Consider the following 26,930-nt stretch of genomic DNA (forward strand, 5'->3'; position numbering starts at 1 on the left):
GATTAAAAGGGAGGTAGGCCCCTTGCTAGATGTAAATAATTTTGAGTATATGAAAATTGGTTTAGCTTCCCCCGATAAGATCCGTTCGTGGTCTTTCGGGGAAGTTAAAAAACCCGAAACGATTAACTATCGTACGTTAAAACCAGAAAAAGATGGTTTGTTCTGTGAACGTATCTTCGGTCCTACTAAGGACTGGGAATGTCACTGTGGTAAATACAAGCGTGTCCGTTATAAAGGCGTCGTTTGTGACCGCTGTGGTGTCGAAGTAACAAAGGCTAAAGTTCGTCGTGAGCGTATGGGTCACATTGAACTTGCAGCTCCTGTATCCCACATCTGGTACTTCAAAGGGATTCCAAGTCGTATGGGACTTGTATTAGACATGTCTCCACGCGCATTGGAAGAAGTAATCTACTTCGCTTCCTATGTTGTAACAGAACCAGGTGACACGGCTCTAGAGAGAAAACAACTTCTTTCAGAAAAAGAGTACCGTGCTTACCGTGAGAAATACGGTGTGAAATTCCAGGCAGCAATGGGAGCTGAAGCGATTAAGAAGCTTCTTCAAGACATTGACTTGGATAAAGAAGCTGATTTCTTAAAAGAAGAACTAAAAACGGCACAGGGTCAACGCCGGACACGTGCGATTAAACGTTTGGAAGTTGTGGAATCTTTCAGAAACTCAGGAAATGATCCAGATTGGATGATTCTTGATGTACTGCCTGTCATTCCTCCAGAGCTTCGCCCGATGGTTCAACTTGACGGTGGACGTTTTGCTACTTCTGACTTAAACGATTTATATCGTCGAGTGATTAACCGTAATAACCGTCTGAAACGTTTACTGGACCTTGGTGCTCCAAGCATCATCGTTCAAAATGAGAAGCGTATGCTTCAAGAAGCGGTGGATGCTTTAATTGATAATGGTCGTCGTGGCCGTCCAGTTACTGGACCGGGTAATCGTCCATTAAAATCCCTTTCACATATGCTTAAAGGGAAGCAAGGCCGTTTCCGTCAAAACCTTCTTGGTAAACGTGTTGACTATTCCGGTCGTTCTGTAATCGTTGTTGGACCTAATCTTAAAATGTATCAATGTGGTCTTCCTAAAGAAATGGCTCTTGAATTATTCAAACCATTTGTTATGAAAGAACTCGTTGAAAAGGGATTAGCCCACAACATTAAGAGTGCGAAACGTAAGATCGAACGCGTACAACCAGAAGTATGGGATGTATTAGAAGGGGTCATTAAAGAACATCCAGTTCTTTTAAACCGTGCACCTACTCTTCACAGACTTGGTATTCAAGCATTTGAACCAACTCTTGTCGAAGGTAGAGCTATCCGTCTTCATCCACTTGTATGTACTGCATACAATGCCGATTTCGATGGTGACCAAATGGCGGTTCACGTACCTCTATCTTCTGAAGCACAAGCCGAAGCTCGTATGCTCATGCTTGCTGCCCAAAACATTCTAAATCCGAAAGACGGTAAACCAGTTGTTACTCCGTCCCAAGATATGGTACTAGGTAACTATTACCTGACACTAGAACGTGAAAATGCTGTTGGTGAAGGTATGATCTTTACGGATGCAAATGAAGTCATTCTTGCGTATCAAAATGGCTATGTGCACTTGCATACCCGTATTGCCATCCATGCAAGCACCATCAACAACAAAACGTTTACAGATAAACAAAATCAACAATTATTATTAACGACGGTTGGTAAAGTACTCTTTAATGAGATCTTACCTGAAACCTTCCCGTTCATTAACGAACCGACAAATACAAACTTAGAAGTTGCTACTCCTGAGGCTTACTTTGTTGACCCGTCAACGGATGTGAAAGAAGTATTCAAAAACCGTGAGCTAATCAACCCATTCAAAAAAGGTTTCTTAGGTAATATCATTGCGGAAGTATTCAAGAAGTTTGCGATTACTGAAACATCTCGTATGCTTGATAAAATGAAAGACTTAGGATTCAAATACTCTACTAAAGCAGGTATTACAGTAGGTATCGCTGATATCGTTGTACTAGCTGAAAAAGAAGAGATCTTAATCGAAGCGCAAAGTAAAGTGGACAACGTATTAAAGCAATTTAAACGTGGTTTAATTACTGAAGATGAAAGATACGATCGCGTTATCTCAATCTGGAGTGCTGCGAAAGATACCATTCAAGGTAAATTAATGGCGACACTGGATAAACGTAACCCTATCTTCATGATGAGTGACTCAGGTGCCCGTGGTAACGCATCTAACTTCACTCAGCTTGCTGGTATGCGTGGTCTGATGGCCAATCCGGCTGGTCGTATCATTGAGTTACCGATCAAATCAAGTTTCCGTGAAGGATTAACGGTACTTGAATACTTCATCTCTACACATGGTGCCCGTAAAGGTCTTGCCGATACAGCACTGAAAACAGCCGACTCAGGTTACCTGACGCGTCGTCTGGTTGATGTAGCTCAGGACGTTATCGTTCGTGAAGAAGACTGCGGAACGGATAGAGGCCTACTAGTAGGTTCTATCAAAGAAGGTACAGAAATCATCGAACCTCTTGAAGAACGTTTACTTGGTCGTTATTCACGTAAGACGCTACGTCACCCTGAAACAGATGAAATCATTATGACTGAAAATCAGCTAATTACAGAAGACTTAGCTAAGACAATTATTGATGCGGGTGTCGAACATGTTTCAATCCGTTCTGCGTTCACATGTAACACTAGACATGGTGTTTGTGAGAAATGTTACGGAACAAACTTGGCGACAGGTCAAAAAGTCGAAGTTGGGGAAGCTGTAGGAATCATCGCTGCTCAATCCATCGGGGAACCTGGTACTCAGTTAACAATGCGTACGTTCCATACGGGTGGGGTAGCAGGAGACGATATCACTCAAGGTTTACCGCGTATCCAAGAAATATTCGAAGCGCGTAATCCGAAAGGTCAAGCTGTTATTTCTGAAATCGATGGTGTCATTACATCGATCAGTGAAGGAAAAGATCGTCAGTATGAAATTACCGTCCAAGGTGATGTGGAAACTAGAAGTTACACAGCTCCTTACACAGCGCGATTGAAATTTGCTGTGAACGATAAAGTAATACGCGGTCAAGAAATCACTGAAGGTTCAATTGATCCTAAAGAACTTCTTAAAGTTCGTGATGTATCAGCCGTTCAAGAATACTTGCTGCGCGAAGTACAAAAAGTATACCGTATGCAAGGGGTTGAAATTGGCGACAAACACGTTGAGGTAATGGTTCGTCAAATGATGCGTAAGGTTCGTGTTATTGATGCAGGTGAATCGGAAGTACTACCAGGTACTCTCATGGACATCCATCAATTTAGAGATGCGAACGAAAAAGCATTGTTCGGCGGTAAACTTCCTGCAACAGGACGCCCTGTACTGCTTGGAATTACCAAAGCTTCACTTGAAACGGATTCCTTCTTGTCTGCAGCATCGTTCCAGGAAACAACTCGTGTGTTGACGGACGCTGCGATTAAAGGAAAACGTGATGAGTTACTAGGATTGAAAGAAAATGTTATCATTGGTAAACTGGTTCCTGCTGGAACAGGTATGGAACGATACCGCAAGGCAGAGCCGGTATTAGCAGAAGATACTAGTGAAGAAACAGTAACAGTAGAGTAATCTATTTAGGCTAACTCTTAGGCTGGTTTGATTGCTCAAACCAAAGCTTTAAGAGTTAGCTTTTATAAATCTTATAAATCTATGTTGACATAAAGATTTTAAGATGATAATATATTCAAGGTTGCTCCTATTAATAACCTGTTACTTTGGAGGATATGATATGTCTTATGAAAAAGTAGCGCAGGCTAAAGAAATTATTGTAGGAACAAAGCAAGCAGTGAAAGCTCTAAAAACAGGTCATGTACTAGAAGTTGTTATTGCGGAAGATGCTGATCCCAAAGTTACAACGAAAGTAGTTCAGGCCGCAATCGATCTTAATGTACCGGTTAACAAAGTGGATTCGATGAAGAAACTTGGAAAATCGTGCGGAATAGATGTTGGAGCAGCAGCTGTTGCGATTATACAGTAAAATAGTTTTTGTAGAAACGATCTACAAAAACTTTACTTTTACCCAAAAAAGAACCACCTGGATGTGTGGGCTTACCAAATAAGAAGGGAGGAAAACAAAATGCCAACTATTAACCAATTAGTTCGCAAACCTCGTCAGTCTAAATCAACTAAATCAAAGTCACCTGCACTTAACAAAGGTTATAACAGCTTTAAGAAAGTGCACACGAACTTGTCTTCTCCACAAAAACGTGGTGTATGTACTCGTGTTGGTACAATGACTCCGAAGAAACCGAACTCGGCTTTACGTAAATATGCTCGTGTTCGTTTGACTAATGGAATCGAGGTTACTGCTTACATTCCTGGTATCGGACATAACCTTCAAGAACATAGTGTTGTTCTTATTCGTGGAGGACGTGTAAAGGATTTACCTGGAGTACGTTATCATATCGTACGTGGTGCGCTTGATACAGCTGGAGTTGACGGTCGTATGCAAGGACGTTCTAAATACGGAACTAAGCGCCCTAAAGCAGCTAAAAAATAATAAAATAATCATAAATTCATTTCTCGTTGAAAGGAGGAAATCACATGCCACGTAAAGGTCCTGTAGCAAAAAGAGACGTTTTACCTGATCCAATGTACAATTCTAAATTAGTTACTCGTTTAATCAACAAAATCATGATTGACGGTAAAAGAGGTAAAGCTCAAAAGAAATTATACGCAGCGTTTGATATCATTAGCGAGCGTTCAGGTAAAGATGCAATGGAAGTATTTGATGCAGCTTTAAAAAATATCATGCCGGTATTAGAAGTAAAAGCTCGTCGTGTTGGTGGTTCAAACTATCAAGTACCTGTAGAGGTGCGTCCAGAGCGTCGTACAACATTAGGTCTTCGTTGGTTAGTAAACTATTCTCGTCTTCGCGGTGAGAAGACAATGGAAGAGCGTTTAGCTAACGAAATTCTTGATGCAGCAAATAGCACTGGTGCTTCTGTTAAGAAGCGTGAAGATACACACAAGATGGCTGAAGCGAACAAAGCGTTTGCTCACTATCGTTGGTAATCTGATCTTAAACAAACAAACCATTCTCATATAAGGAAGGAGAAATACCGCATGCCTAGAGAGTTCTCCTTAGAAAACACTCGTAATATCGGTATCATGGCTCACATCGATGCTGGTAAAACAACTGCTACTGAGCGTATCCTATTTTATACTGGTCGTATCCATAAAATTGGAGAAACTCACGAAGGTGCTTCTCAAATGGACTGGATGGAGCAAGAGCAAGAACGTGGTATCACTATCACTTCTGCTGCGACAACTGCCCAATGGAAAGGCCATCGTATCAACATCATCGATACACCAGGACACGTAGACTTCACTGTTGAAGTTGAACGTTCTCTTCGTGTACTTGATGGTGCTGTAGCAGTTCTTGATGCTCAATCTGGTGTTGAGCCTCAAACTGAAACAGTTTGGCGCCAAGCAACAACTTACGGGGTTCCCCGTGTTGTGTTCGTTAACAAAATGGACAAAATCGGTGCTGACTTCCTTTACTCTGTTGGTACACTTCATGAACGTCTACAAGCTAATGCACATCCAATTCAGCTTCCAATTGGTGCTGAGGATGACTTCGAAGGGATCATCGACTTAGTAGAAATGAGAGCTTATTTCTACGAAGATGACCTTGGAACTCGCGCAGAAGCTCGCGACATTCCTGAAGAGTACAAAGATCAAGCTGAAGAATACCGCGGAAAGCTAATTGAAGCTGTATCTGAACTTGATGAGGAGCTTATGATGAAGTACTTAGAAGGCGAAGAGCTTTCTAACGATGAAATCAAAGCTGCTATCCGTGCGGCAACACTTACTGTTGAGTTCTACCCAGTAGTATGTGGTTCTGCATTCAAAAACAAAGGGGTTCAATTACTAATTGACTCAGTTATTGATTACCTTCCTGCGCCATCTGACGTAGAAGATATCAAAGGCTTTATTCCTGATACAGAAGAAGAAGTTACTCGTCCATCAACAGACGATGCTCCATTCTCTGCTTTAGCGTTTAAAGTTGCAACTGACCCTTATGTTGGTAAATTAACATTCTTCCGTGTGTACTCAGGAACATTAGATTCTGGTTCATATGTAAGAAACTCTTCTAAAGGTAAACGTGAGCGTGTAGGACGTATCCTACAAATGCACGCTAACTCTCGTGAAGAAATCTCTACTGTTTACGCTGGAGACATTGCAGCAGCAGTTGGTCTGAAAGATACAAGTACTGGAGATACGTTATGTGATGAAAAAGGTCTAGTGATCTTAGAGTCAATGGTGTTCCCAGAACCGGTTATCTCTCTATCGGTTGAGCCTAAATCAAAAGCTGACCAAGATAAAATGACTACTGCTCTACAAAAACTTCAAGAGGAAGACCCAACATTCCGTGCACATACTGACCAGGAAACTGGACAGGTTATTATCGCAGGTATGGGTGAGCTTCACTTAGATATCATCGTTGACCGTATGAAACGTGAATTCAAAGTAGAAGCAAACGTAGGAGCTCCTCAAGTATCTTACCGTGAGACTTTCCGTGATACGGCTAGAGTTGAAGGTAAGTTCGCTCGTCAATCTGGTGGACGTGGACAATTCGGACACGTTTGGATCGAATTCTCACCTAACGAAGAAGGTAAAGGATTCGAATTCGAGAACGGTATCGTCGGTGGTGTAGTTCCTCGTGAATACATCCCTGCAGTACAAGCCGGTCTATCTGACGCTTTAGATAATGGTGTCCTAGCTGGTTTCCCACTTGTTGATGTTAAAGCAAGATTATTCGATGGTTCATACCATGACGTTGACTCCTCTGAGATGGCGTTTAAAATCGCTGCATCAATGGCACTTAAGAATGCTGCTTCTAAATGTAAGCCAGTAATTCTAGAGCCAATGATGAAAGTAGAGGTTGTTATCCCTGAGGAATACCTTGGAGATATCATGGGTGATGTAACTTCTCGTCGTGGTCGTGTAGAAGGTATGGAAGCTCGCGGTAACGCTCAAGTCGTTAAAGCGTTCGTACCACTTTCTGAAATGTTTGGATATGCAACATCCCTTCGTTCTAACACACAAGGACGTGGAACATACTCCATGCACTTCGATCACTATGAAGAAGTACCTAAATCGATTTCTGAAGAAATCATCAAAAAAAATAAAGGTGAATAATTGATTTATTCACTTTTATAAAGTATAAATACTAATGTAAGCAATTGTTGTTTCAGAGGTGGTGTCATACTGTCTCTGAGGCATCCCAAAATATACTTATTTTCTTTAAAATCAAAGGAGGATTTTCAAATGGGTAAGGAAAAATTTGATCGTTCCAAGCAACATGCGAATATCGGTACAATCGGTCACGTTGACCATGGTAAAACAACTCTAACAGCTGCAATCACAACTACACTTCACAAGAAGTATGGTCGTGGAACTGCAATGGCATATGACCAAATTGATGGTGCTCCAGAAGAAAGAGAACGTGGAATCACAATCTCTACTGCGCACGTTGAGTATGAAACTGATACTCGTCACTATGCACACGTTGACTGCCCAGGACATGCTGACTATGTTAAAAACATGATCACTGGTGCTGCACAAATGGATGGTGGGATCCTAGTAGTTTCTGCTGCTGATGGCCCAATGCCACAAACTCGTGAGCACATCCTTCTTTCTCGTCAAGTAGGTGTTCCTTACCTAGTTGTATTCATGAACAAATGTGACATGGTAGACGACGAAGAACTACTTGAATTAGTAGAAATGGAAGTTCGTGACCTTCTTTCTGAGTACGATTTCCCTGGCGATGACGTACCAGTAATCAAAGGTTCTGCTCTTAAAGCTCTTGAAGGAGATGCTGAGTGGGAAGCGAAAATCTTCGAACTTATGGAAGCTGTAGATAGCTACATCCCAACTCCAGAGCGTGACACTGAAAAGCCATTCATGATGCCTGTTGAGGACGTATTCTCAATCACGGGTCGTGGTACAGTTGCTACTGGTCGTGTTGAGCGTGGACAAGTTAAAGTTGGAGACACTATCGACATCATCGGTCTTAATGAAGAGCCTAAATCTACAACTGTAACAGGTGTAGAAATGTTCCGTAAGCTTCTTGACTATGCTGAAGCTGGAGACAACATCGGTGCACTACTTCGTGGTGTAGCTCGTGAAGATATCCAACGTGGACAAGTACTTGCTAAGCCAGGTACAATCACTCCACACACGAAGTTCAAAGCAGAAGTTTATGTTCTTTCTAAAGAAGAAGGTGGACGTCACACTCCATTCTTCACTAACTACCGCCCACAGTTCTACTTCCGTACAACTGACGTAACTGGTATCTGTAACCTTCCTGAAGGTGTAGAAATGGTTATGCCTGGCGATAACATCGAAATGACTGTTGAGCTTATCGCTCCAATCGCTATCGAAGAAGGTACTAAGTTCTCTATCCGTGAGGGTGGACGTACTGTAGGTGCTGGAGTAGTAGCTACAATCACTGAGTAATCATTGATTTCAAAAACAGATGGACATCTTGTCCATCTGTTTTTTTGTGTTTAAATAGCTATATATACGGTCAGTATTCAAACGATAAATGTGAGGGTGTTGTCGTGTTTCTTCTATATAGTATAGTACTTTATTATTTATGTTGATCAACTTTCAGTATTTATCATATAAAATAAATTCCCTACTTGAATAAGTATTTGAAACACTAAGTTGATTGGTGCGGAAGGATGTTCGACTCCTGCGGGAATAGTGGGACAGGTGAGAACCCGCAGGCGAAGCCGAGGAGGCTCACCGCCCACCCCGCGGAAAGCGAACATCCTGGAGCGGAAATCAACAAGCACTCACTCTTTAGGAAGTAGTATGAAATAAGTCCTAATAAAAAATGAATACTAGTTTCCTTTAAATAAATGTAGTTTGGTTCAAAAAAATCGTTATATTAAATATTGTGAAAATACCATATAACCTTGAAAATCACACTGTTCGTTTGTATAATAGAGAAAGTGTGCAAAACATAAAGTTTTTGCAAGAAACTATTGCATCTTCTAGGTGATTTAGTTATAATAGACAATGTTGGTCTTTGACTGCGATGAAACAGAAGGTTGCTGACACACACGGCCGCTTTGCCATGGCGAGTGTGTGGGAAATTTCTGTGGAGAATGTCTATTCAAAAATAGGCGATAAAGGAGGGAAAATAATGGCAAAACAAAAGATTCGTATCCGTTTAAAGGCTTATGATCACAGAATTCTTGATCAATCAGCTGAGAAAATTGTTGAAACAGCGAAACGTTCTGGTGCGGCGGTTTCTGGACCGATCCCACTACCAACAGAAAAGTCTGTTTACACAATCTTACGTGCTGTGCACAAATACAAAGATTCTCGTGAGCAATTCGAAATGCGTACTCATAAACGCTTAATCGACATTGTAAACCCGACACCTCAAACAGTAGATGCGCTTATGCGTCTTGACTTACCATCAGGTGTAGATATCGAAATCAAACTTTAATTCATAAAAACCATAATTATTAGGAGGTGTGACTTATGACCAAAGGAATCTTAGGAAGAAAGATTGGTATGACTCAAGTTTTCGCTGAAAACGGTGATCTTATCCCTGTAACTGTTATCGAAGCTGCTCAAAACGTAGTACTTCAAAAGAAATCTACAGACGTTGATGGCTACGAAGCTATCCAAGTAGGTTTTGAAGACAAACGTGAAAAGCTTTCTAACAAACCAGAGAGAGGCCACGTTGCTAAAGCAGAAACTGCTCCTAAGCGCTTCATCCGTGAAATCCGCGGTGTAAACGTAGAAGAGTACGAAGTTGGTCAAGAAGTCAAAGTTGATATTTTCGCGGCAGGCGAAATCGTAGATGTAACAGGAGTTTCAAAAGGTAAAGGATTCCAAGGTGCTATCAAGCGTCATAACCAATCACGTGGACCTATGTCCCATGGTTCTCGTTATCACCGTCGTCCTGGTTCAATGGGTCCTGTTGATCCAAACCGTGTATTCAAAGGTAAATTACTACCTGGACGTATGGGTGGAGAGCAAATTACAATTCAAAACCTTGAAATTGTAAAGATTGATGCTGAACGTAACCTTATCTTAGTTAAAGGTAATGTACCTGGACCTAAGAAACAACTGATCAAAGTAAAGTCAGCTATTAAAGCAAACTAATAGAACTTTTCAAGAAAGGAGGAAACAAGAATGCCGAAAGTAGCATTATTTAACCAAAACGGTTCTAAGGTCGGTGATATCGAACTTAATGACACTGTTTTTGGTATTGAACCTAACAAACATGTATTGTTTGAAGCAGTATTGATGCAAAGAGCTTCTTTACGTCAAGGTAATCATAAAGTAAAAGGTCGTTCTGAAGTGCGTGGCGGTGGGCGTAAGCCTTGGCGTCAAAAAGGAACAGGTCGTGCCCGTCAAGGGTCAATCCGTTCTCCACAATGGCGCGGTGGTGGTACTGTATTTGGACCAGTTCCACGTAGCTACAGCTACAAACTTCCTAAGAAAGTTCGTCGCTTAGCGATTAAATCTGCTCTATCTTCTAAAGTAGTAGAAGAAAACATTTTAGTTTTAGAAGCATTATCATTCGATGCTCCTAAAACAAAAGAATTTGCTAACGTTCTTAAAGGTCTTTCAGTTAACTCTAAAACATTAGTTGTCACTGACGGTCTTGACGAAAATGTAGCACTTTCTGCTCGAAACATCCCTGGTGTAACAGTTGTTCCTGCTGATGGAATTAGCGTTCTAGATGTATTAGGACATGACAAACTAGTGATGACTAAATCAGCTGTTGAAAAAGTAGAGGAGGTGCTCGCATAATGGATGTACGTGAAATCATTAAGCGCCCCGTAATTACAGAGGCTTCAACTGATCTTATGTCTGAGAAAAAGTATACTTTCGAAGTTGATACTAGAGCTAACAAGACTCAAGTAAAAGACGCTGTTCAAGCAATCTTTGACGTGAAAGTAGACAAAGTTAACATCATGAACTACAAAGGTAAGTTCAAACGTATGGGTAAACACGCTGGTTACACTAACAAGCGTCGTAAAGCAATCGTTAAGCTTACTGCTGATAGTAAAGAAATCGAATTCTTTGAAGTATAAAATCTTTTAATTAAGAAGAGGAGGGAAAAACATGGCGATTAAAAAGTATAAACCTACCTCTAATGGTCGTCGCGGCATGACTAGTTCTGATTTCGCTGAAATCACAACGGATTCTCCGGAAAAGTCACTTTTAGCACCCCTACACAAAAAGGGTGGCCGTAACAACCAAGGTAAGTTAACAGTTCGTCATCAAGGTGGCGGCCATAAGCGCCAATACCGTATCATCGATTTCAAACGTGAAAAAGATGGTATACCTGGACGCGTTGCTACGATCGAATACGATCCAAACCGCTCAGCTAACATTGCACTAATCAACTATGCTGATGGGGAAAAACGTTACATTCTTGCTCCTAAAACACTTGTTGTAGGAATGGAAGTAATGTCTGGACCTGAAGCAGATATCAAAGTGGGTAACACATTACCACTTATCAACATCCCAGTTGGTACAATCGTACACAATATTGAACTTAAACCAGGTAAGGGTGGCCAGTTAGTTCGTTCTGCTGGAACATCTGCTCAAGTTCTTGGTAAAGAAGGTAAATATGTACTTGTACGTCTTAACTCTGGTGAAACTCGTATGATTCTTTCTGCTTGTCGTGCTACTGTAGGTCAAGTTGGAAACGAACAACACGAACTTATTAACATTGGTAAAGCCGGACGTTCTCGTTGGTTAGGTAAACGCCCAACAGTTCGTGGTTCTGTAATGAACCCTAACGATCACCCACACGGTGGTGGTGAAGGACGTGCTCCAATCGGACGTAAATCACCAATGTCTCCATGGGGTAAACCTACTCTTGGATTCAAGACACGTAAGAAAAACAACAAATCTGATAAATTTATTGTGCGTCGTCGCAAAAAATAACGGGATTGTACTACGGTTCCTTAAAAGAGCCGTAGATCAATCACGAAGGGAGGTTCAAACATGGGTCGTAGCTTAAAAAAAGGACCTTTTGTTGATGATCATTTAATGAATAAGGTTGAGAAATTGAACGAAACTGAAGGCAAACAAGTTGTTAAAACTTGGTCTCGTCGCTCAACGATCTTCCCAGCATTCATCGGTCACACTATCGCAGTTTACGATGGTCGTAAACATGTACCTGTATACGTCACTGAAGACATGGTAGGACACAAGCTTGGTGAATTTGCACCATCTCGTACTTACAAAGGTCACGCAAGTGATGATAAGAAAACAAGACGCTAATTGAGAGGAGGGTATCCTAATGCAAGCAAAAGCTGTTGCAAGAACAGTACGTATTGCTCCTCGTAAAGTACGTTTAGTCGTTGATCTAATCCGAGGTAAGCAAGTTGGAGAAGCGGTAGCTATCTTAAAGCATACACCGAAAGCAGCTTCACCAGTAATCGAAAAAGTACTTAAGTCTGCTATTGCGAACGCAGAGCACAACTTTGATATGGATATTAATAGCCTAGTGGTAACTGAGGCTTATGTAAATGAAGGACCAACACTTAAACGTTTCCGTCCTCGTGCGATGGGACGTGCAAGTCAAATCAACAAACGTACAAGTCACATTACACTTGTCGTATCAGAAAAGAAGGAGGGATAAGCTGTGGGTCAAAAAGTACATCCGGTCGGACTTCGTGTCGGTATAATCCGTGATTGGGAATCTAAATGGTACGCAGATAAGGATTACGCTAATCTTTTACACGAAGACATTAAAGTACGTGAATATATTGCAAAACGTTTAGTAGACGCTTCTGTTTCTAAAGTAGAAATCGAACGTGCTGCAAATCGTATTAACATTACTGTTCATACAGCTAAGCCTGGTATGGTTATCGGTAAAGGTGGTACAGAAGTTGAAGCACTTCGTAAAGCATTAAACGAACTTACTTCAAAACGTGTACACATCAACATCGTAGAAATCAAAAGAGCTGACGTTGATGCTAAACTAGTAGCAGAAAACATTGCTCGCCAATTAGAAAACCGTGTTTCTTTCCGTCGTGCTCAAAAGCAATCGATCCAACGTGCTATGCGTTCTGGCGCTAAAGGAATCAAAACACAAGTATCTGGTCGTTTAGGCGGAGCAGATATCGCTCGTGCAGAACATTACAGTGAAGGTACTGTTCCACTTCATACTCTACGCGCTGACATTGACTACGCTCATGCAGAAGCTGACACAACTTACGGTAAGCTTGGCGTTAAAGTATGGATCTATCGTGGAGAAGTTCTTCCTACAAGAAAGAAATCTGAGGAAGGAGGCAAATAATTATGTTATTACCTAAACGCGTTAAACATCGTCGCGAACACCGCGGAAAAATGCGTGGACGTGCTAAAGGCGGTCAAGAAGTAGCGTTCGGTGAATACGGTTTACAAGCAGTGGAAGCTTCTTGGATCACAAACCGTCAAATCGAAGCAGCTCGTATCGCTATGACTCGTTACATGAAACGTGGCGGTAAAGTATGGATTAAAATCTTCCCTCATAAACCTTACACTGCAAAACCTTTAGAAGTACGTATGGGTTCAGGTAAAGGTGCTCCAGAAGGTTGGGTAGCAGTAGTTAAGCCTGGAAAAATCATGTTTGAAATCGCTGGTGTTTCTGAAGAGGTAGCTCGTGAAGCACTTCGTCTAGCATCACATAAACTTCCGATCAAAACGAAGTTTGTAAAACGTGAGGAAATTGGTGGTGAATCAAATGAAAACTAATGAAATTCGTGACCTAACCACTGCTGAAATTGAACAAAAAGTAAAGACTCTGAAAGAAGAGTTATTTAACCTTCGCTTCCAACTTGCGACTGGACAATTAGAAAATACAGCTCGCATCCGTGAAGTCCGCAAAGGGATCGCTCGTATGAAAACTGTAATCCGTCAAAGAGAGATCGGGGTTAACAATCGATAAATGAGAGGAGGTTTGCTTAAATGAGTGACCGCAATCAACGTAAGGTATACACTGGCCGTGTTGTTTCCGACAAAATGGATAAAACAGTAACGGTTATGGTAGAAACTTATAAAAAGCATTCTCTATACGGCAAGCGCGTTAAGTACTCTAAGAAGTTAAAGACGCATGATGAGAACAACGAAGCAAAAGTTGGCGATATCGTACGTGTCATGGAGACTCGTCCACTATCTGCTACAAAACGTTTCCGTTTAGTAGAAGTTGTTGAAAAAGCAGTTATTATCTAATATATTTGTTCGGATATTTTATATTCCGAAGGGAGGTTACCTACATGATTCAACAAGAATCACGTTTAAAAGTCGCTGACAACTCTGGTGCTCGTGAAGTATTAACTATCAAAGTGCTTGGTGGTTCTGGACGCAAGACAGCTAACATCGGTGATGTTATCGTCTGTACAGTAAAACAAGCAACACCAGGTGGCGTTGTTAAAAAAGGTGACGTAGTCAGAGCAGTTGTTGTACGTACTAAATCTGGTGTACGTCGTCAAGACGGTACTTACATTAAGTTCGACGAGAACGCTTGTGTAATTATCCGTGACGATAAGGGACCACGTGGAACTCGTATCTTCGGACCTGTTGCCCGTGAACTACGTGACAGCAACTTTATGAAAATTGTATCTTTAGCTCCAGAAGTTCTTTAATAGATATTAGCATTGGGCCATTCAAGGAGGTGCGATGAAATGCATGTAAAAAAAGGCGATAAAGTAATGGTCATTACTGGGAAAGACAAAGGCAAAACAGGTGTTGTTCTTGCTTCATTCCCAAAGAAAGACCGAGTGCTAGTTGAAGGTATCAACGTTGTAAAAAAACACGCTAAGCCTTCACAAATGAATCCGCAAGGCGGAATCATCAGCCAAGAAGCATCTATCCATGTATCAAATGTTATGCTTCTAGATCCAAAATCTAACGAGCCAACTCGTGTAGGTTATAAGACAGAAGACGGCAAAAAAGTACGTGTAGCAAAAAAATCAGGTGAAGTTCTAGATAAATAGTACGATTAAGAAGGGAGGTATTCTGAATGAACCGCCTAAAAGAAAGATTTCAACAAGAAATCAGTCCAGCTCTAGCGAGCAAATTTAATTATAAATCAGTAATGGAAGTACCTAAAGTTGATAAGATCGTTGTCAACATGGGTATCGGCGATGCTGTTTCAAACTCAAAAGCTCTTGATGTAGCTGTTGATGAATTAACTCAAATCACTGGTCAAAAACCAGTTGTAACGAAAGCAAAAAAATCTATCGCAGGCTTCCGTCTTCGTGAAGGTATGCCAATCGGTGCAAAAGTTACTCTACGCGGAGAGCGTATGTACCAATTCTTAGATAAATTAATTTCTGTTTCACTTCCACGTGTACGTGACTTCCGCGGTGTTTCTAAAAAAGCATTCGACGGTCGCGGTAACTATACATTAGGAGTAAAAGAGCAATTGATTTTCCCTGAGATTGATTATGATAAAGTGTCTAAAGCACGTGGTATGGATATCGTAATCGTAACTACTGCGAACACAGACGAAGAAGCTCGTGAATTATTGACACAAATCGGAATGCCATTCCAAAAGTAATCGCTATATAAGGGAGGCGAAAATGTGGCTAAAAAATCTATGATTGCGAAACAAAAACGCACGCCAAAGCATAATGTTCAAGCGTACACTCGTTGCGAACGTTGCGGACGTCCTCATTCAGTAATCCGTAAATTCAAGCTTTGCCGTATTTGTTTCCGTGAACTTGCATACAAGGGTCAAATTCCAGGCGTTAAAAAAGCTAGTTGGTAATACCCCATATTGGGAAGGAGGTAAATTATTATGACAATGACAGATCCAATTGCAGATTTGCTAACTCGCATCCGTAATGCGAACATGGTTCGTCACGAAAGATTAGAAGTTCCTGCTTCTAACATCAAGAAAGAAATTGCTGAAATCCTCAAACGTGAAGGTTTCGTACGTGACGTTGAATATGTAGAAGATAACAAGCAAGGTGTTATCCGCATTTTCTTAAAATATGGAGCAAATAACGAACGTGTAATTACTGGATTAAAGCGTATCTCTAAACCTGGTTTACGTGTATATGCGAAATCTACAGAAGTACCTAGAGTATTAAACGGCTTAGGTATTGCACTTGTTTCTACTTCTACAGGTGTTTTAACTGATAAAGAAGCTCGTGCTCAACAAGTAGGCGGAGAAGTACTAGCTTACGTTTGGTAATATTTTTTATATGAATGGAGGTGCAACAGGATGTCACGTGTAGGAAAACTACCAGTCGAAATTCCATCTGACGTTACTCTAACAGTAGGTGAAGATAACACTGTAACTGTAAAAGGACCTAAAGGGGAACTTTCTCGTACATTCAATTCTGATATTAAAGTAGAATTAGAAGGAAATGTAGCAACAGTTACTCGTCCTTCTGATGCAAAAGAACACCGCGCGTTACACGGTACAACTCGTGCCCTAATCGCGAACATGGTTGAAGGTGTATCTAAAGGATTCCAAAGAAATCTTGAGCTAGTCGGTGTAGGTTACCGTGCTCAAAAGCAAGGTACGAAGCTTATACTAAACGTTGGTTACTCTCACCCAGTTGAGATTGAACCAGAACAAGGTATCGAGATCGAAGTACCAGCTAACACAAAGATATCTATCAAAGGTATCGACAAAGAACGTGTTGGAGCATTAGCTGCTAACATTCGTGCTGTACGCTCTCCTGAGCCTTACAAAGGAAAAGGTATTCGCTACGAAGGTGAATATGTTCGTCGTAAAGAAGGTAAAACAGGTAAATAATGCCGCGTAGGCAAAAGAAAGGAGTGACCGTAGGTGATTACTAAGCCAGATAAGAACAAAACACGTAAGAAGAGACATGCTCGTGTCCGTTCAAAAATTACTGGAACTGAAACTCGTCCTCGTTTGAACGTTTTCCGTTCTAACAAAAATATCTACGCTCAACTTATCGATGATATGAACGGTGTTACTCTAGTTAGTGCATCTTCTCAAGATAAAGATTTCGATCTAGACTCAGCAGCTACTATTGATGCTGCAACGAAAGTTGGAGAACTAGTTGCGAAACGTGCAGTAGAAAAAGGATTGAAATCCGTAGTATTTGACCGTGGTGGATATTTATACCATGGCCGTATTAAAGCTTTAGCTGAAGCAGCTCGTGAAAACGGCTTAGAATTTTAATTAAAAAGGAGGGACAATCCAGATGCGTCGTATTGATCCAAGTAAACTAGAATTTGAAGAACGCGTAGTTACAATCAATCGTGTTGCGAAAGTTGTAAAAGGTGGACGTCGTTTCCGTTTCGCTGCTCTTGTAGTAGTAGGCGACAAAAACGGTCACGTTGGTTTCGGAACGGGTAAAGCTCAAGAGGTACCTGATGCAATCCGTAAAGCGATTGAAGATGCGAAGAAAAATCTAATTGAAGTTCCTATGGTTGAAGGTACAACACCTCACCTAGTAACTGGACGATTTGGTGCTGGTCAAATTCTTATCAAACCTGCTTCTGCGGGTACAGGAATTATTGCTGGTGGACCTGTTCGTGCCGTACTTGAATTAGCTGGTGTTCAAGATATCCTATCTAAGTCTTTAGGATCTAACACTCCAATTAACATGGTTCGCGCAACAATCGAAGGTTTAAAACAATTAAAGACTGCTGAAGACGTTGCAAAATTACGTGGTAAATCAGTAGAAGAGATATTAGGATAAGGGAGGGATAACGATGGCTAACAAACTAGAAATTACCCTCACTCGAAGCGTTATTGGTCGTCCACAAGATCAACGCAAAACGGTTGAAGCTTTAGGACTTCGCAAAATGCATCAAACAGTTGAACAACAAGATAATGCCGCTATTCGTGGTATGATCACTAAAGTTGCTCACCTTGTAACGGTTACAGAAAAATAATCGATTTCTTTCGAAAAAAAGGAGGTGCCGACATGAAATTACATGAGTTAAAACCTACAGAAGGTTCACGTAAGGTCCGCAATCGTGTAGGACGTGGTATTGGTTCAGGTAATGGAAAGACTTCTGGTAAAGGTCATAAAGGACAAAACGCCCGTTCAGGTGGCGGAACACGTCCTGGCTTTGAGGGTGGTCAAACACCATTATTCCAACGTCTACCAAAACGTGGATTCACAAACATCAATCGTAAAGAATATGCAATCGTCAACCTTGACGCATTGAATCGCTTCGAAGATGGTACAGAAGTTACTCCAGCTCTACTTGTAGAAACTGGCGTAGTGAGTAACGAAAAAGCGGGAATTAAGATTCTTGGTAAAGGTTCAATCGAGAAAAAGCTTACAGTAAAAGCACAAAAATTCTCAACCACTGCTAAAGAAGCTATCGAAGCTGCTGGCGGTACATCCGAGGTGATCTAATGTTTCAAACTGTCTCCAATTTTATGCGCGTGGGTGATATAAGAAACAAAATTATCTTCACCCTTCTAATGTTAATAGTCTTCCGTCTTGGTACCTTTATACCGGTACCAAACGTAGACGCTAATGTATTGAAAATGCAAGACCAAGCAGGAATTCTCGGATTCCTGAATACATTTGGTGGCGGTGCATTAAAGAACTTCTCCATCTTTGCGATGGGAATCATGCCTTACATTACCGCTTCAATCATCGTACAGCTCCTGCAAATGGATGTTGTTCCGAAGTTTACAGAGTGGTCAAAGCAAGGTGAAGTCGGCCGTCGTAAGTTAGCTCAGTTCACACGTTATTTCACTATCGTTCTAGGTTTTATTCAAGCTTTAGGTATGTCCTATGGTTTTAATAGAATTTACGGTGGAATGCTTATCCAAAGCCCGGGAGTCAGTACGTACCTACTAATAGCATTAGTTCTAACAGCCGGTACGGCTTTTCTTATGTGGTTGGGTGAACAAATTACAGCTAAAGGTGTTGGGAATGGTATCTCGATCCTGATCTTTGCAGGTATCGTTGCCGCTATCCCTAACACTGTCAACCAAATCTATGCTCAGCAAATCGAAGGAGCAGGCGAGCAGCTCTTCCTTCGTATTGTGGTTCTTGCACTTCTTGTTTTAGCAGTTATTGCAATCGTAGTTGGAGTCGTGTTTATCCAACAGGCACTTCGTAAAATTCCGATTCAATATGCAAAACGTATAGTGGGGCGTAGTCCGGTTGGTGGACAATCAACACATCTACCTTTAAAGGTGAATGCTGCGGGTGTTATTCCAGTTATCTTTGCGATTTCTTTCATTATCACGCCACAGACCATTTCATCCTTCTTTGGGGAAAATGATGTGACTAGTACGATTCAGTACATCTTTGATTACACTAAACCAGTTGGTATGATCATCTATGTAGCTCTGATCGTGGCCTTTACGTATTTCTATGCCTTCATTCAAGTGAATCCAGAACAAATGGCTGAAAACTTGAAGAAGCAAGGTGGCTATATCCCTGGTATCCGTCCAGGTAAAACCACTCAAGAATATCTCACTCGCGTTCTGTATCGTCTAACATTTGTTGGGGCTATTTTCTTAGCTGTTATCGCAGTCCTTCCAGTTTTCTTCATTAACTTTGCGGGATTACCTCCTGCAGCTCAAATTGGTGGAACAAGCTTGCTCATCGTAGTAGGGGTTGCACTTGAGACAATGAAGCAACTAGAGGCACAGTTAGTGAAGCGTCACTACAAAGGATTTATTAAATAAGAGGGTTTTCGGGAACATCTTGTTCCTGAAACCATTTTATAGATAATTAGGGGGAGTTCTGAGTGAACATAGTTCTTATGGGCTTACCAGGCGCAGGAAAAGGCACTCAAGCTGAAAAAATCGTAGATAAATATGGTATCCCCCATATCTCTACAGGCGATATGTTCCGTGCAGCTATTAAAGAAGGTACTGAACTAGGCTTGAAAGCTAAATCATTCATGGATAACGGTGATCTTGTTCCTGATAAAGTAACAATCGGCATCGTCCGTGAACGTTTGAGCAAAGAGGATTGTGAAAAAGGCTTCTTACTGGATGGGTTTCCAAGAACGGTTGCTCAAGCAGAAGCACTTGAAAACATCCTGGCTGATCTTGGTAAAAAAATGCATTATGTCATGAATATTAATGTAGATAAGGACATCCTGATGGAGCGCTTGACAGGTCGCAGGATCTGTAAAGAGTGCGGCGCTACTTATCATCTTGTCTTTAATCCGCCAACAGAAGAGGGTGTTTGTGATCGCTGCGGCGGCGAGTTATATCAACGCGCAGATGATAACGAAGAAACGGTTCAAAACCGTTTAGACGTAAACATCAAACAAACCCAACCACTATTGGCTTACTACGAAGAAAAAGGCTATCTGAAAAACATTGACGGTCAACAAGACATCCATAGAGTGTTTGATGACATTGATGAACTACTTGGGGGCCTTTCATAATGATCATTTCTAAGACTCCGCGAGAGATTGAGATCATGCGACATGCTGGTAAGATCGTTGCGTTGACTCATGCGGAATTGCAAAAGTATATTTCTCCAGGAATATCAACGAAGGAATTGGATGCAATTGCTGAAAATTTCATTCGTAAACATGATGCAATTCCATCTTTTAAAGGGTATAATGGGTTTCGTGGTAGCATCTGTGCTTCAGTCAACAATGAGTTGGTACATGGAATTCCAGGTGATCGGGTCCTGAAAGATGGCGATATAATCAGTATCGATATCGGTGCTAAGTATAACGGTTATCACGGTGACTCAGCTTGGACGTATCCAGTTGGAACAATAGATGATGAAACCCAGAAGCTTCTCGATGTAACAGAAGAATCGTTATTTCTGGGGCTTAAGGAAGCTAAACCAGGCGAGCGTCTGTCGAATATTTCTCATAGTATACAAACTTTTGTTGAGGCTAATGGCTTTTCTATCGTTCGAGAGTATGTAGGACACGGAGTTGGTCAAGACTTACATGAGGATCCTCAAATTCCTCATTATGGACCACCCAACAAAGGTCCTCGTTTAAAGCCTGGCATGGTACTGGCTATTGAACCAATGGTTAATGCAGGAAGTCGATATGTTAGGACGTTATCAGATAACTGGACAGTTGTCACAGTTGATGATAAGATGTGTGCGCACTTTGAACACACCATTGCAATTACTGAAGAAGGCTATGAGATATTGACGAAAGCCTAAGTGAAGGTGATTGGATTGATCGAGTCAGATTCGACGATTCCGAGGATTGGTCAGATTGTTCAAACCCTTAAAGGGAGAGAAACAGGATGCTACTCGGTCGTTGTTCAGCAATTGGATGAACGTTTTGTACTTATAGCAGATGGAGATAAACGGAAGTTTGATCGCGCCAAGCGAAAGAACATTGCTCATCTTCACTTGTGTGACTATGTTTCTCCAGAAGTTCAAAACAGTATGATGGAAACAGGTAGAGTGACGAACGGTAAACTGCGTTATGCTGTTTCAAAGTTTGTTAACGAAGTTTTAAATGATGAGAAGAAGGGAGACATGTTCGATGGCTAAGGATGATGTAATTGAAGTTGAAGGTAAGGTCGCTGAGACTTTGCCCAATGCGATGTTTAAGGTAGAATTAGAAAATGGTCATACAGTACTGGCACATGTTTCAGGAAAGATCCGTATGCATTTCATTCGTATCCTACCTGGTGACAAAGTAACAGTTGAATTATCACCGTATGACTTAACTCGTGGTAGAATCACTTATCGTTATAAATAATCTATTGCACTCCGTACTATTAAGGAGGTTAGAATAAGATGAAAGTTAGACCATCTGTTAAACCAATCTGCGAAAAATGTAAAGTTATTCGTAGAAAAGGTAAAGTTATGGTTATCTGTGAAAACCCTAAACACAAACAAAAACAAGGCTAATCTTAAAGGAGGTGCGCTATCACTATGGCACGTATTGCTGGTGTAGACATTCCACGTGACAAACGTGTGGTCATTTCATTAACATACATCTACGGTATTGGTAAAAATACTGCTGCGAAAATCTTATCTGAAGCTGGTGTATCTGAAGATACTCGCGTTCGCGATCTTACAGACGACGAACTAGGAAAGATTCGTGATATCGTTGATAAATTAAAAGTAGAAGGTGATCTTCGTCGTGAAGTATCACTAAACATCAAACGTCTTATGGAAATCGGTTCATACCGCGGTCTTCGTCACCGTCGTGGACTACCTGTTCGTGGACAACATACGAAGAACAATGCTCGTACACGTAAAGGTCCTCGTAAGACTGTAGCTAACAAGAAAAAATAATAGGTAAAGGAGGTTACTTCTTAGTATGGCACGTAAAACAAACACTCGTAAACGTCGTGTGAAAAAGAATATCGAAGCTGGTATTGCACACATTCGTTCTACATTCAATAACACAATCGTAACTATTACTGATGTTCACGGAAATGCTGTTGCATGGTCAAGTGCAGGTTCACTAGGATTCAGAGGTTCTCGTAAATCTACTCCATTCGCAGCGCAATTAGCAGCTGAAACAGCAGCTAAAGCTTCTCAAGAACATGGTTTAAAAACTCTTGAAGTAACAGTTAAAGGTCCTGGTGCTGGTCGTGAAGCAGCTATCCGTGCTCTTCAAGCAGCAGGTCTAGAAGTTACTGCAATCAGAGACGTTACTCCAGTTCCTCATAATGGATGCCGTCCACCAAAACGTCGCCGCGTTTAATCTTTCTGTATATATTTTGTATCGTTGTCTATAATGGGATATGATACAAGATACGTTCATTCAGAAAAGTAACCAGTTGTTGGTGCACAATAGGGAACGTAAACATGGGGAATTTCGGACTTTATATTATTTAGCCCGGAGTTTCGACGTTTTGAAGGAGGGTAAATATTAATGATCGAAATTGAAAAGCCAAAAATTGAAACGGTTGAGATCAGCGATGATGCCACATATGGAAAATTCGTCGTAGAACCACTTGAGCGTGGATATGGTACAACTATGGGTAACTCCTTACGTCGTATCCTACTATCGTCACTCCCAGGTGCTGCTGTCACATCTATTCAAATAGATGGCGTACTGCATGAGTTTTCAACAATTGAAGGCGTCGTAGAGGATGTAACATCCATCATCTTGAATATCAAGAAACTAGCGTTAAAGATCTACTCTGATGAAGAAAAAACGCTGGAAATTGATGTACAGGGTGAAGGAGTCGTGACGGCTGCTGATATTACTCATGATTCTGATGTCGAAGTGTTAAATCCAGATTTACACATCGCAACATTATCTAAGAGTGGTCACTTCCGTATGCGTTTAAGTGCATCTCGTGGTCGCGGGTACAGACCAGCAGACCAAAACAAACGTGAGGATCTTCCAATTGGCGTGATCCCAATCGATTCTATTTACACTCCAGTTTCACGCGTTAACTATCAAATAGAAAATACTCGTGTTGGTCAAATGACGAACTACGATAAACTTTCTCTTGATGTATGGACTGATGGAAGTATTGGACCAAAGGAAGCCATTTCCTTAGGTGCTAAGATTCTAACAGAACACTTAAATATTTTCGTTGGCCTTACAGATGAAGCGCAGAATGCTGAAATCATGGTAGAAAAAGAAGAAGACCAAAAAGAAAAAGTTCTTGAGATGACAATCGAAGAATTAGATCTTTCTGTTCGTTCTTATAACTGCCTGAAGCGTGCTGGAATCAATACTGTTCAAGAGCTTGCTAACAAAACTGAAGAAGATATGATGAAAGTTCGTAACTTAGGACGTAAATCACTTGAAGAGGTTAAAGTTAAACTTGAAGACCTTGGACTTGGCTTACGTAAAGACGACTGATAATCTTCTTTCATATATAGATTCAACAAAGGAGGGAACCCTTAATGGCTTACAGAAAGTTAGGACGTACTAGTGCTCAACGTAAAGCAATGCTACGTGATTTAGCTACAGACCTAATCATTAACGAGCGCATCGAAACAACTGAAACTCGTGCGAAAGAGCTTCGTTCTGTTGTGGAAAAGATGATCACATTAGGTAAACGTGGTGACATCCATGCGCGTCGTCAAGCTGCTGCATTTATCCGTAAAGAAATTGCAAATGCTGAAAACAACCAAGATGCTTTACAAAAGTTATTCTCTGACATCGCTCCTCGTTACACAGAGCGTCAAGGTGGATATACTCGCATTATGAAGGTTGGTCCTCGCCGTGGTGACGGTGCTCCAATGGCAATCATCGAATTAGTTTAATAATTCGTGACTTCTAACATTAAGGGCGGGACAGTTAATCCTTAACTGCTTCTTTGCCCTTTTTGTATAAGTGCATGTTGATGAAAAGCAGAGCGTTACGATGAGCAGCGCTGTCTGACTCGTCTAGCTCGTGCACCCCTTCCAACTTCTATTTAGATAGAAGCTGTTCAATGGATGAACAAGAAAAGATTGTCTTTTCTTTGGTAGGGGTGCAGGCTTTTTTTTATATGCAAAGGTTTTTAGCAGAGCTGAGTATGAGCGTAGAGGAGGTTACAGAATTGAAGGAAATCATTAAAGTGAACGATGTTCATTTTAGATATCAGGATCAGGTAAACTATGCCCTTAAAGGCATTAGCCTGACTGTTAAACAAGGTGAGTGGTTAGCGATTGTCGGTCATAATGGTTCCGGTAAGTCGACCCTTGCCAAGATGTTGAATGGCCTTCATTTCCCGGAGAAGGGAGATGTGACGGTGGATGGGATACATCTTGCAGAAGACTCAATTTGGGACATCCGTCAGAAACTAGGTATGGTATTTCAGAACCCCGATAATCAGTTTGTAGGTGCTACAGTAGAAGATGATGTGGCTTTTGGGTTAGAAAACCATGGGGTACCTTATGAAACGATGGTACAAAGAGTTAATGACGCTCTAAAAAGTGTCCATATGGAAGATTTTCTTGATCAAGAGCCGCACCATTTATCAGGTGGTCAAAAACAGAGAGTAGCAATCGCCGGAGTCGTAGCGTTGCAACCATCGATTATCATCTTGGATGAAGCGACGTCGATGCTTGATCCAAAAGGGAAAAAAGAAGTGTTAGAGACCATCCGAAAGCTGAAAGAAGAAGAAAACTTAACGGTAATCTCCATCACTCATGATTTGGAAGAGGCGACAAAAGCTGATCGGATGATAGTCTTAAACCAAGGAGTGGTCTTTAAAGAAGGAATTCCTGAAGAAATCTTCTTATTAGAAGACGAACTCTTGAAGCTGGGACTAGACTCTCCGTTTACTGTAAAGCTTGCTCGTGCTCTTAAAGAAGCAGGGATTCCCCTGTCTAAAACCTATTTCACAGAAGAAGAGTTGGTGAGTGAATTATGCAGATCACATTTCAACAAGTAGAATACAGATATTCATTCAACACTCCATTCGAAAAGCTTGCCCTTCAAGATATCAATCTTTCGATCCCGACAGGCCAGTTTCTCGCTGTGATTGGCCACACCGGGTCAGGTAAGTCTACTCTTTTACAGCATCTAAATGGTCTGTTAAAGCCTACTGAGGGACTTGTCAAAGTAGGAGATCACGAAATCAAGTCAAAGCAAAAGGCGAAAAGCTTAAAGCCGGTCAGACAAAGGGTGGGAATCGTCTTTCAATTTCCCGAGCATCAGTTGTTTGAAGAAACCGTGCTTAAGGATATTTGCTATGGACCAATGAATTTCGGAGTATCTGAAGAAGAAGCTATACTCCGGGCGAAAGAGCTGATCGTAAAGGTCGGACTCTCTGAAGAAGTATTGCAAAAATCTCCTTTTGATTTATCAGGTGGACAGATGAGGCGTGTAGCCATTGCAGGTGTTCTGGCTATGAATCCTGAAGTTATCGTACTTGATGAACCAACAGCTGGACTTGATCCAAGAGGGCAGAGGGAAATCATGGACATGTTCTATGAACTTCATAAGGAAAAAGGACTAACCACCATTCTCGTCACCCACAGTATGGAAGATGCCGCTCATTATGCAGAAGAGATTGTGATTATGCAAAAAGGGCACTTAAAACGAAAAGGAACTCCAGAGGAAATCTTCTCAGAGGCTGATGAATTGTTTGAGATGGGGTTAGATGTTCCCGATGTCGTTCGCTTTCAATACCAATTCGAGCAGAAAACAGGGAAGAAGTTACCGAAGACTTGTTTAACTCTAGAGGAATTAGCCTCAGCCATCGGTATGATACAGGGTGGAGGTGAAGTCCGATGATGGAGAAAATGATATTTGGTCGTTATGTACCTGCGAAATCCATTCTTCATCAAATGGATCCAAGGGCCAAGCTTTTATTTATATTTGGATTTATATGTGTAGTTTTTCTCGCTAATAATGTGATGACATATGCATTACTAGGGATTTTTACGTTTAGCGCACTCATTCTATCTAACCTTTCCATCCGATTTATCATCGGAGGTCTGAAACCGATTCTGTGGTTGATTCTGTTTACGTTCTTCTTACACGTATTCTTTACCAGGGAAGGACCAGTTGTCCTGGACTTAGGAATATTATCGGTTCATGAGGAGGGGTTAAGGCAAGGGGTCTTTATTTCTTTACGATTCTTTTATCTTATTCTCGTTACATCGTTATTAACGTTGACTACCTCTCCGATTACAATAACAGACGGCCTTGAGACACTCCTGAACCCACTAAGGAAAATAAAGTTTCCTGTTCATGAGCTTGCTCTGATGATGTCGATTTCTTTGCGTTTCATCCCGACCTTAATGGAGGAAACAGATAAAATCATGAAGGCCCAGATTGCAAGGGGTGCTGAATTTTCATCCGGTCCCCTGAAAGATCGGATCAAAGCGATTATCCCTTTACTTATTCCTCTATTCGTCAGTGCCTTCAAAAGGGCGGAGGACCTGGCAACAGCCATGGAAGCAAGAGGATACCAAGGTGGAGAGGGAAGAACGAAATACCGCTTGTTATCCTGGCATAAGAAGGATACGGGTGCTTTAGTCGTACTCATTCTCCTGACAATTGTATTAATCATTTTCAGAGTATAACGGGAGTG

The 26,930-nt window shown here is 41.3% G+C and carries 40 protein-coding genes; all 40 read left to right on the forward strand.

Translation table 11 applies throughout. From position 1 onward, the window contains the following. The first annotated feature begins 22 nt into the window (after positions 1 to 22). The 40 genes from rpoC to FGG79_RS20345 all read left to right on the forward strand — a co-directional run bounded on the left by rpoC (position 23) and on the right by FGG79_RS20345 (position 26,922). The gene (gene rpoC / locus FGG79_RS20150) at positions 23 to 3,622 is read left to right on the forward strand and encodes a DNA-directed RNA polymerase subunit beta' (RefSeq protein ID WP_138781632.1); all 3,600 of its coding nucleotides are present in this window, start codon (positions 23 to 25) and stop codon (positions 3,620 to 3,622) included. A 160-nt stretch (positions 3,623 to 3,782) separates the two neighbouring features. Next, a complete protein-coding gene (locus FGG79_RS20155; RefSeq protein ID WP_138781633.1) occupies positions 3,783 to 4,031 on the forward strand; it encodes a 50S ribosomal protein L7ae-like protein in 249 nt (82 codons plus the stop codon). A gap of 99 nt (positions 4,032 to 4,130) precedes the next feature. Further along, a complete protein-coding gene (gene rpsL, locus FGG79_RS20160; RefSeq protein WP_034765995.1) occupies positions 4,131 to 4,553 on the forward strand; it encodes a 30S ribosomal protein S12 in 423 nt (140 codons plus the stop codon). A 44-nt stretch (positions 4,554 to 4,597) separates the two neighbouring features. Continuing rightward, positions 4,598 to 5,068 carry a 30S ribosomal protein S7 gene (gene rpsG / locus FGG79_RS20165; protein WP_138781635.1) on the forward strand — a complete coding sequence of 157 codons (471 nt, stop codon included), beginning with the start codon at positions 4,598 to 4,600 and terminating at the stop codon, positions 5,066 to 5,068. 51 nt (positions 5,069 to 5,119) lie between these two features. Further along, the gene (gene fusA, locus FGG79_RS20170; protein WP_138781637.1) at positions 5,120 to 7,198 is read left to right on the forward strand and encodes an elongation factor G; all 2,079 of its coding nucleotides are present in this window, start codon (positions 5,120 to 5,122) and stop codon (positions 7,196 to 7,198) included. A gap of 129 nt (positions 7,199 to 7,327) precedes the next feature. Further along, a complete protein-coding gene (gene tuf, locus FGG79_RS20175; protein WP_138781639.1) occupies positions 7,328 to 8,518 on the forward strand; it encodes an elongation factor Tu in 1,191 nt (396 codons plus the stop codon). Between the two features lie 694 nt (positions 8,519 to 9,212). After that, positions 9,213 to 9,521 carry a 30S ribosomal protein S10 gene (gene rpsJ, locus FGG79_RS20180; RefSeq protein ID WP_007085291.1) on the forward strand — a complete coding sequence of 103 codons (309 nt, stop codon included), beginning with the start codon at positions 9,213 to 9,215 and terminating at the stop codon, positions 9,519 to 9,521. A gap of 35 nt (positions 9,522 to 9,556) precedes the next feature. Then, positions 9,557 to 10,186, forward strand: coding sequence for a 50S ribosomal protein L3 (gene rplC / locus FGG79_RS20185; protein WP_138781640.1), 630 nt, complete (start codon positions 9,557 to 9,559; stop codon positions 10,184 to 10,186). 30 nt (positions 10,187 to 10,216) lie between these two features. After that, positions 10,217 to 10,840: a 50S ribosomal protein L4 gene (rplD, locus tag FGG79_RS20190; RefSeq protein WP_138781642.1), complete on the forward strand. Its 624-nt coding sequence runs from the start codon at positions 10,217 to 10,219 to the stop codon at positions 10,838 to 10,840. Beyond that, positions 10,840 to 11,124, forward strand: a complete 285-nt coding sequence (gene rplW / locus FGG79_RS20195; protein ID WP_034765982.1) for a 50S ribosomal protein L23 — start codon at positions 10,840 to 10,842, stop codon at positions 11,122 to 11,124. The genes rplD and rplW overlap by 1 nt, the downstream gene beginning before the upstream one ends. A gap of 31 nt (positions 11,125 to 11,155) precedes the next feature. After that, positions 11,156 to 11,986 carry a 50S ribosomal protein L2 gene (gene rplB / locus FGG79_RS20200; protein WP_138781644.1) on the forward strand — a complete coding sequence of 277 codons (831 nt, stop codon included), beginning with the start codon at positions 11,156 to 11,158 and terminating at the stop codon, positions 11,984 to 11,986. A gap of 60 nt (positions 11,987 to 12,046) precedes the next feature. Next, the gene (gene rpsS / locus FGG79_RS20205) at positions 12,047 to 12,325 is read left to right on the forward strand and encodes a 30S ribosomal protein S19 (protein WP_060674120.1); all 279 of its coding nucleotides are present in this window, start codon (positions 12,047 to 12,049) and stop codon (positions 12,323 to 12,325) included. Positions 12,326 to 12,344: 19 nt separating this feature from the next. Further along, positions 12,345 to 12,686, forward strand: coding sequence for a 50S ribosomal protein L22 (gene rplV, locus FGG79_RS20210; RefSeq protein ID WP_034765976.1), 342 nt, complete (start codon positions 12,345 to 12,347; stop codon positions 12,684 to 12,686). 3 nt (positions 12,687 to 12,689) lie between these two features. Then, entirely contained in the window at positions 12,690 to 13,346 is a 657-nt protein-coding gene (gene rpsC / locus FGG79_RS20215) for a 30S ribosomal protein S3 (protein ID WP_138781646.1), read from the forward strand. Positions 13,347 to 13,348: 2 nt separating this feature from the next. Continuing rightward, entirely contained in the window at positions 13,349 to 13,783 is a 435-nt protein-coding gene (rplP, locus tag FGG79_RS20220) for a 50S ribosomal protein L16 (protein WP_044340527.1), read from the forward strand. Further along, a complete protein-coding gene (gene rpmC, locus FGG79_RS20225; RefSeq protein ID WP_138781648.1) occupies positions 13,773 to 13,976 on the forward strand; it encodes a 50S ribosomal protein L29 in 204 nt (67 codons plus the stop codon). Before rplP ends, rpmC begins: the two co-directional genes overlap by 11 nt. A gap of 20 nt (positions 13,977 to 13,996) precedes the next feature. Further along, on the forward strand, positions 13,997 to 14,260 hold the full coding sequence (rpsQ, locus tag FGG79_RS20230; RefSeq protein ID WP_138781650.1) for a 30S ribosomal protein S17: 264 nt from the start codon (positions 13,997 to 13,999) through the stop codon (positions 14,258 to 14,260). 44 nt (positions 14,261 to 14,304) lie between these two features. Further along, on the forward strand, positions 14,305 to 14,673 hold the full coding sequence (rplN, locus tag FGG79_RS20235; protein WP_060674112.1) for a 50S ribosomal protein L14: 369 nt from the start codon (positions 14,305 to 14,307) through the stop codon (positions 14,671 to 14,673). Positions 14,674 to 14,712: 39 nt separating this feature from the next. Then, positions 14,713 to 15,024 (forward strand): 50S ribosomal protein L24, encoded by a 312-nt coding sequence (rplX, locus tag FGG79_RS20240; protein ID WP_034765969.1) that lies wholly within the window; start codon positions 14,713 to 14,715, stop codon positions 15,022 to 15,024. 26 nt (positions 15,025 to 15,050) lie between these two features. Continuing rightward, positions 15,051 to 15,590 (forward strand): 50S ribosomal protein L5, encoded by a 540-nt coding sequence (rplE, locus tag FGG79_RS20245; RefSeq protein WP_138781652.1) that lies wholly within the window; start codon positions 15,051 to 15,053, stop codon positions 15,588 to 15,590. Positions 15,591 to 15,614: 24 nt separating this feature from the next. Then, positions 15,615 to 15,800, forward strand: a complete 186-nt coding sequence (locus tag FGG79_RS20250) for a type Z 30S ribosomal protein S14 (protein ID WP_010191505.1) — start codon at positions 15,615 to 15,617, stop codon at positions 15,798 to 15,800. Between the two features lie 30 nt (positions 15,801 to 15,830). Then, complete coding sequence (gene rpsH, locus FGG79_RS20255; protein ID WP_060674108.1) at positions 15,831 to 16,229, forward strand: 30S ribosomal protein S8; 399 nt, start codon at positions 15,831 to 15,833, stop codon at positions 16,227 to 16,229. Between the two features lie 30 nt (positions 16,230 to 16,259). Beyond that, a complete protein-coding gene (rplF, locus tag FGG79_RS20260; RefSeq protein ID WP_138781654.1) occupies positions 16,260 to 16,799 on the forward strand; it encodes a 50S ribosomal protein L6 in 540 nt (179 codons plus the stop codon). Between the two features lie 33 nt (positions 16,800 to 16,832). Next, positions 16,833 to 17,195 (forward strand): 50S ribosomal protein L18, encoded by a 363-nt coding sequence (rplR, locus tag FGG79_RS20265; protein ID WP_138781656.1) that lies wholly within the window; start codon positions 16,833 to 16,835, stop codon positions 17,193 to 17,195. A gap of 22 nt (positions 17,196 to 17,217) precedes the next feature. After that, entirely contained in the window at positions 17,218 to 17,718 is a 501-nt protein-coding gene (gene rpsE / locus FGG79_RS20270; protein WP_138781658.1) for a 30S ribosomal protein S5, read from the forward strand. A gap of 13 nt (positions 17,719 to 17,731) precedes the next feature. Then, a complete protein-coding gene (gene rpmD, locus FGG79_RS20275; RefSeq protein ID WP_138781661.1) occupies positions 17,732 to 17,914 on the forward strand; it encodes a 50S ribosomal protein L30 in 183 nt (60 codons plus the stop codon). Between the two features lie 32 nt (positions 17,915 to 17,946). Beyond that, complete coding sequence (gene rplO, locus FGG79_RS20280) at positions 17,947 to 18,387, forward strand: 50S ribosomal protein L15 (RefSeq protein ID WP_113970897.1); 441 nt, start codon at positions 17,947 to 17,949, stop codon at positions 18,385 to 18,387. After that, entirely contained in the window at positions 18,387 to 19,679 is a 1,293-nt protein-coding gene (secY, locus tag FGG79_RS20285) for a preprotein translocase subunit SecY (RefSeq protein WP_138781663.1), read from the forward strand. The genes rplO and secY overlap by 1 nt, the downstream gene beginning before the upstream one ends. Positions 19,680 to 19,741: 62 nt before the next feature. Continuing rightward, positions 19,742 to 20,392, forward strand: a complete 651-nt coding sequence (locus FGG79_RS20290) for an adenylate kinase (protein WP_138781665.1) — start codon at positions 19,742 to 19,744, stop codon at positions 20,390 to 20,392. Next, entirely contained in the window at positions 20,392 to 21,138 is a 747-nt protein-coding gene (gene map / locus FGG79_RS20295; protein ID WP_138781667.1) for a type I methionyl aminopeptidase, read from the forward strand. The genes FGG79_RS20290 and map overlap by 1 nt, the downstream gene beginning before the upstream one ends. Before the next feature lie 15 nt (positions 21,139 to 21,153). After that, positions 21,154 to 21,477 carry a KOW domain-containing RNA-binding protein gene (locus FGG79_RS20300; protein ID WP_138781697.1) on the forward strand — a complete coding sequence of 108 codons (324 nt, stop codon included), beginning with the start codon at positions 21,154 to 21,156 and terminating at the stop codon, positions 21,475 to 21,477. Continuing rightward, positions 21,470 to 21,688, forward strand: coding sequence for a translation initiation factor IF-1 (gene infA / locus FGG79_RS20305; protein ID WP_034765945.1), 219 nt, complete (start codon positions 21,470 to 21,472; stop codon positions 21,686 to 21,688). The genes FGG79_RS20300 and infA overlap by 8 nt, the downstream gene beginning before the upstream one ends. Before the next feature lie 38 nt (positions 21,689 to 21,726). Further along, positions 21,727 to 21,840, forward strand: a complete 114-nt coding sequence (gene rpmJ / locus FGG79_RS20310) for a 50S ribosomal protein L36 (protein ID WP_003156543.1) — start codon at positions 21,727 to 21,729, stop codon at positions 21,838 to 21,840. 24 nt (positions 21,841 to 21,864) lie between these two features. Next, a complete protein-coding gene (gene rpsM, locus FGG79_RS20315; RefSeq protein WP_034765943.1) occupies positions 21,865 to 22,230 on the forward strand; it encodes a 30S ribosomal protein S13 in 366 nt (121 codons plus the stop codon). Between the two features lie 25 nt (positions 22,231 to 22,255). Further along, the gene (rpsK, locus tag FGG79_RS20320; protein WP_064091233.1) at positions 22,256 to 22,645 is read left to right on the forward strand and encodes a 30S ribosomal protein S11; all 390 of its coding nucleotides are present in this window, start codon (positions 22,256 to 22,258) and stop codon (positions 22,643 to 22,645) included. Between the two features lie 171 nt (positions 22,646 to 22,816). Next, positions 22,817 to 23,761 (forward strand): DNA-directed RNA polymerase subunit alpha, encoded by a 945-nt coding sequence (locus tag FGG79_RS20325; protein ID WP_138781669.1) that lies wholly within the window; start codon positions 22,817 to 22,819, stop codon positions 23,759 to 23,761. Between the two features lie 44 nt (positions 23,762 to 23,805). Then, entirely contained in the window at positions 23,806 to 24,168 is a 363-nt protein-coding gene (gene rplQ / locus FGG79_RS20330) for a 50S ribosomal protein L17 (RefSeq protein ID WP_138781671.1), read from the forward strand. A 254-nt stretch (positions 24,169 to 24,422) separates the two neighbouring features. Further along, positions 24,423 to 25,283, forward strand: coding sequence for an energy-coupling factor ABC transporter ATP-binding protein (locus FGG79_RS20335; RefSeq protein WP_171051024.1), 861 nt, complete (start codon positions 24,423 to 24,425; stop codon positions 25,281 to 25,283). Next, complete coding sequence (locus FGG79_RS20340) at positions 25,259 to 26,128, forward strand: energy-coupling factor ABC transporter ATP-binding protein (protein ID WP_138781673.1); 870 nt, start codon at positions 25,259 to 25,261, stop codon at positions 26,126 to 26,128. The genes FGG79_RS20335 and FGG79_RS20340 overlap by 25 nt, the downstream gene beginning before the upstream one ends. Then, a complete protein-coding gene (locus FGG79_RS20345) occupies positions 26,125 to 26,922 on the forward strand; it encodes an energy-coupling factor transporter transmembrane component T family protein (RefSeq protein ID WP_138781675.1) in 798 nt (265 codons plus the stop codon). Before FGG79_RS20340 ends, FGG79_RS20345 begins: the two co-directional genes overlap by 4 nt. Positions 26,923 to 26,930 lie beyond the last annotated feature (8 nt).

It is taken from the genome of Bacillus sp. BHET2, assembly GCF_005938125.1.
In the GTDB taxonomy this organism is placed as follows: domain Bacteria; phylum Bacillota; class Bacilli; order Bacillales; family Bacillaceae_B; genus Rossellomorea.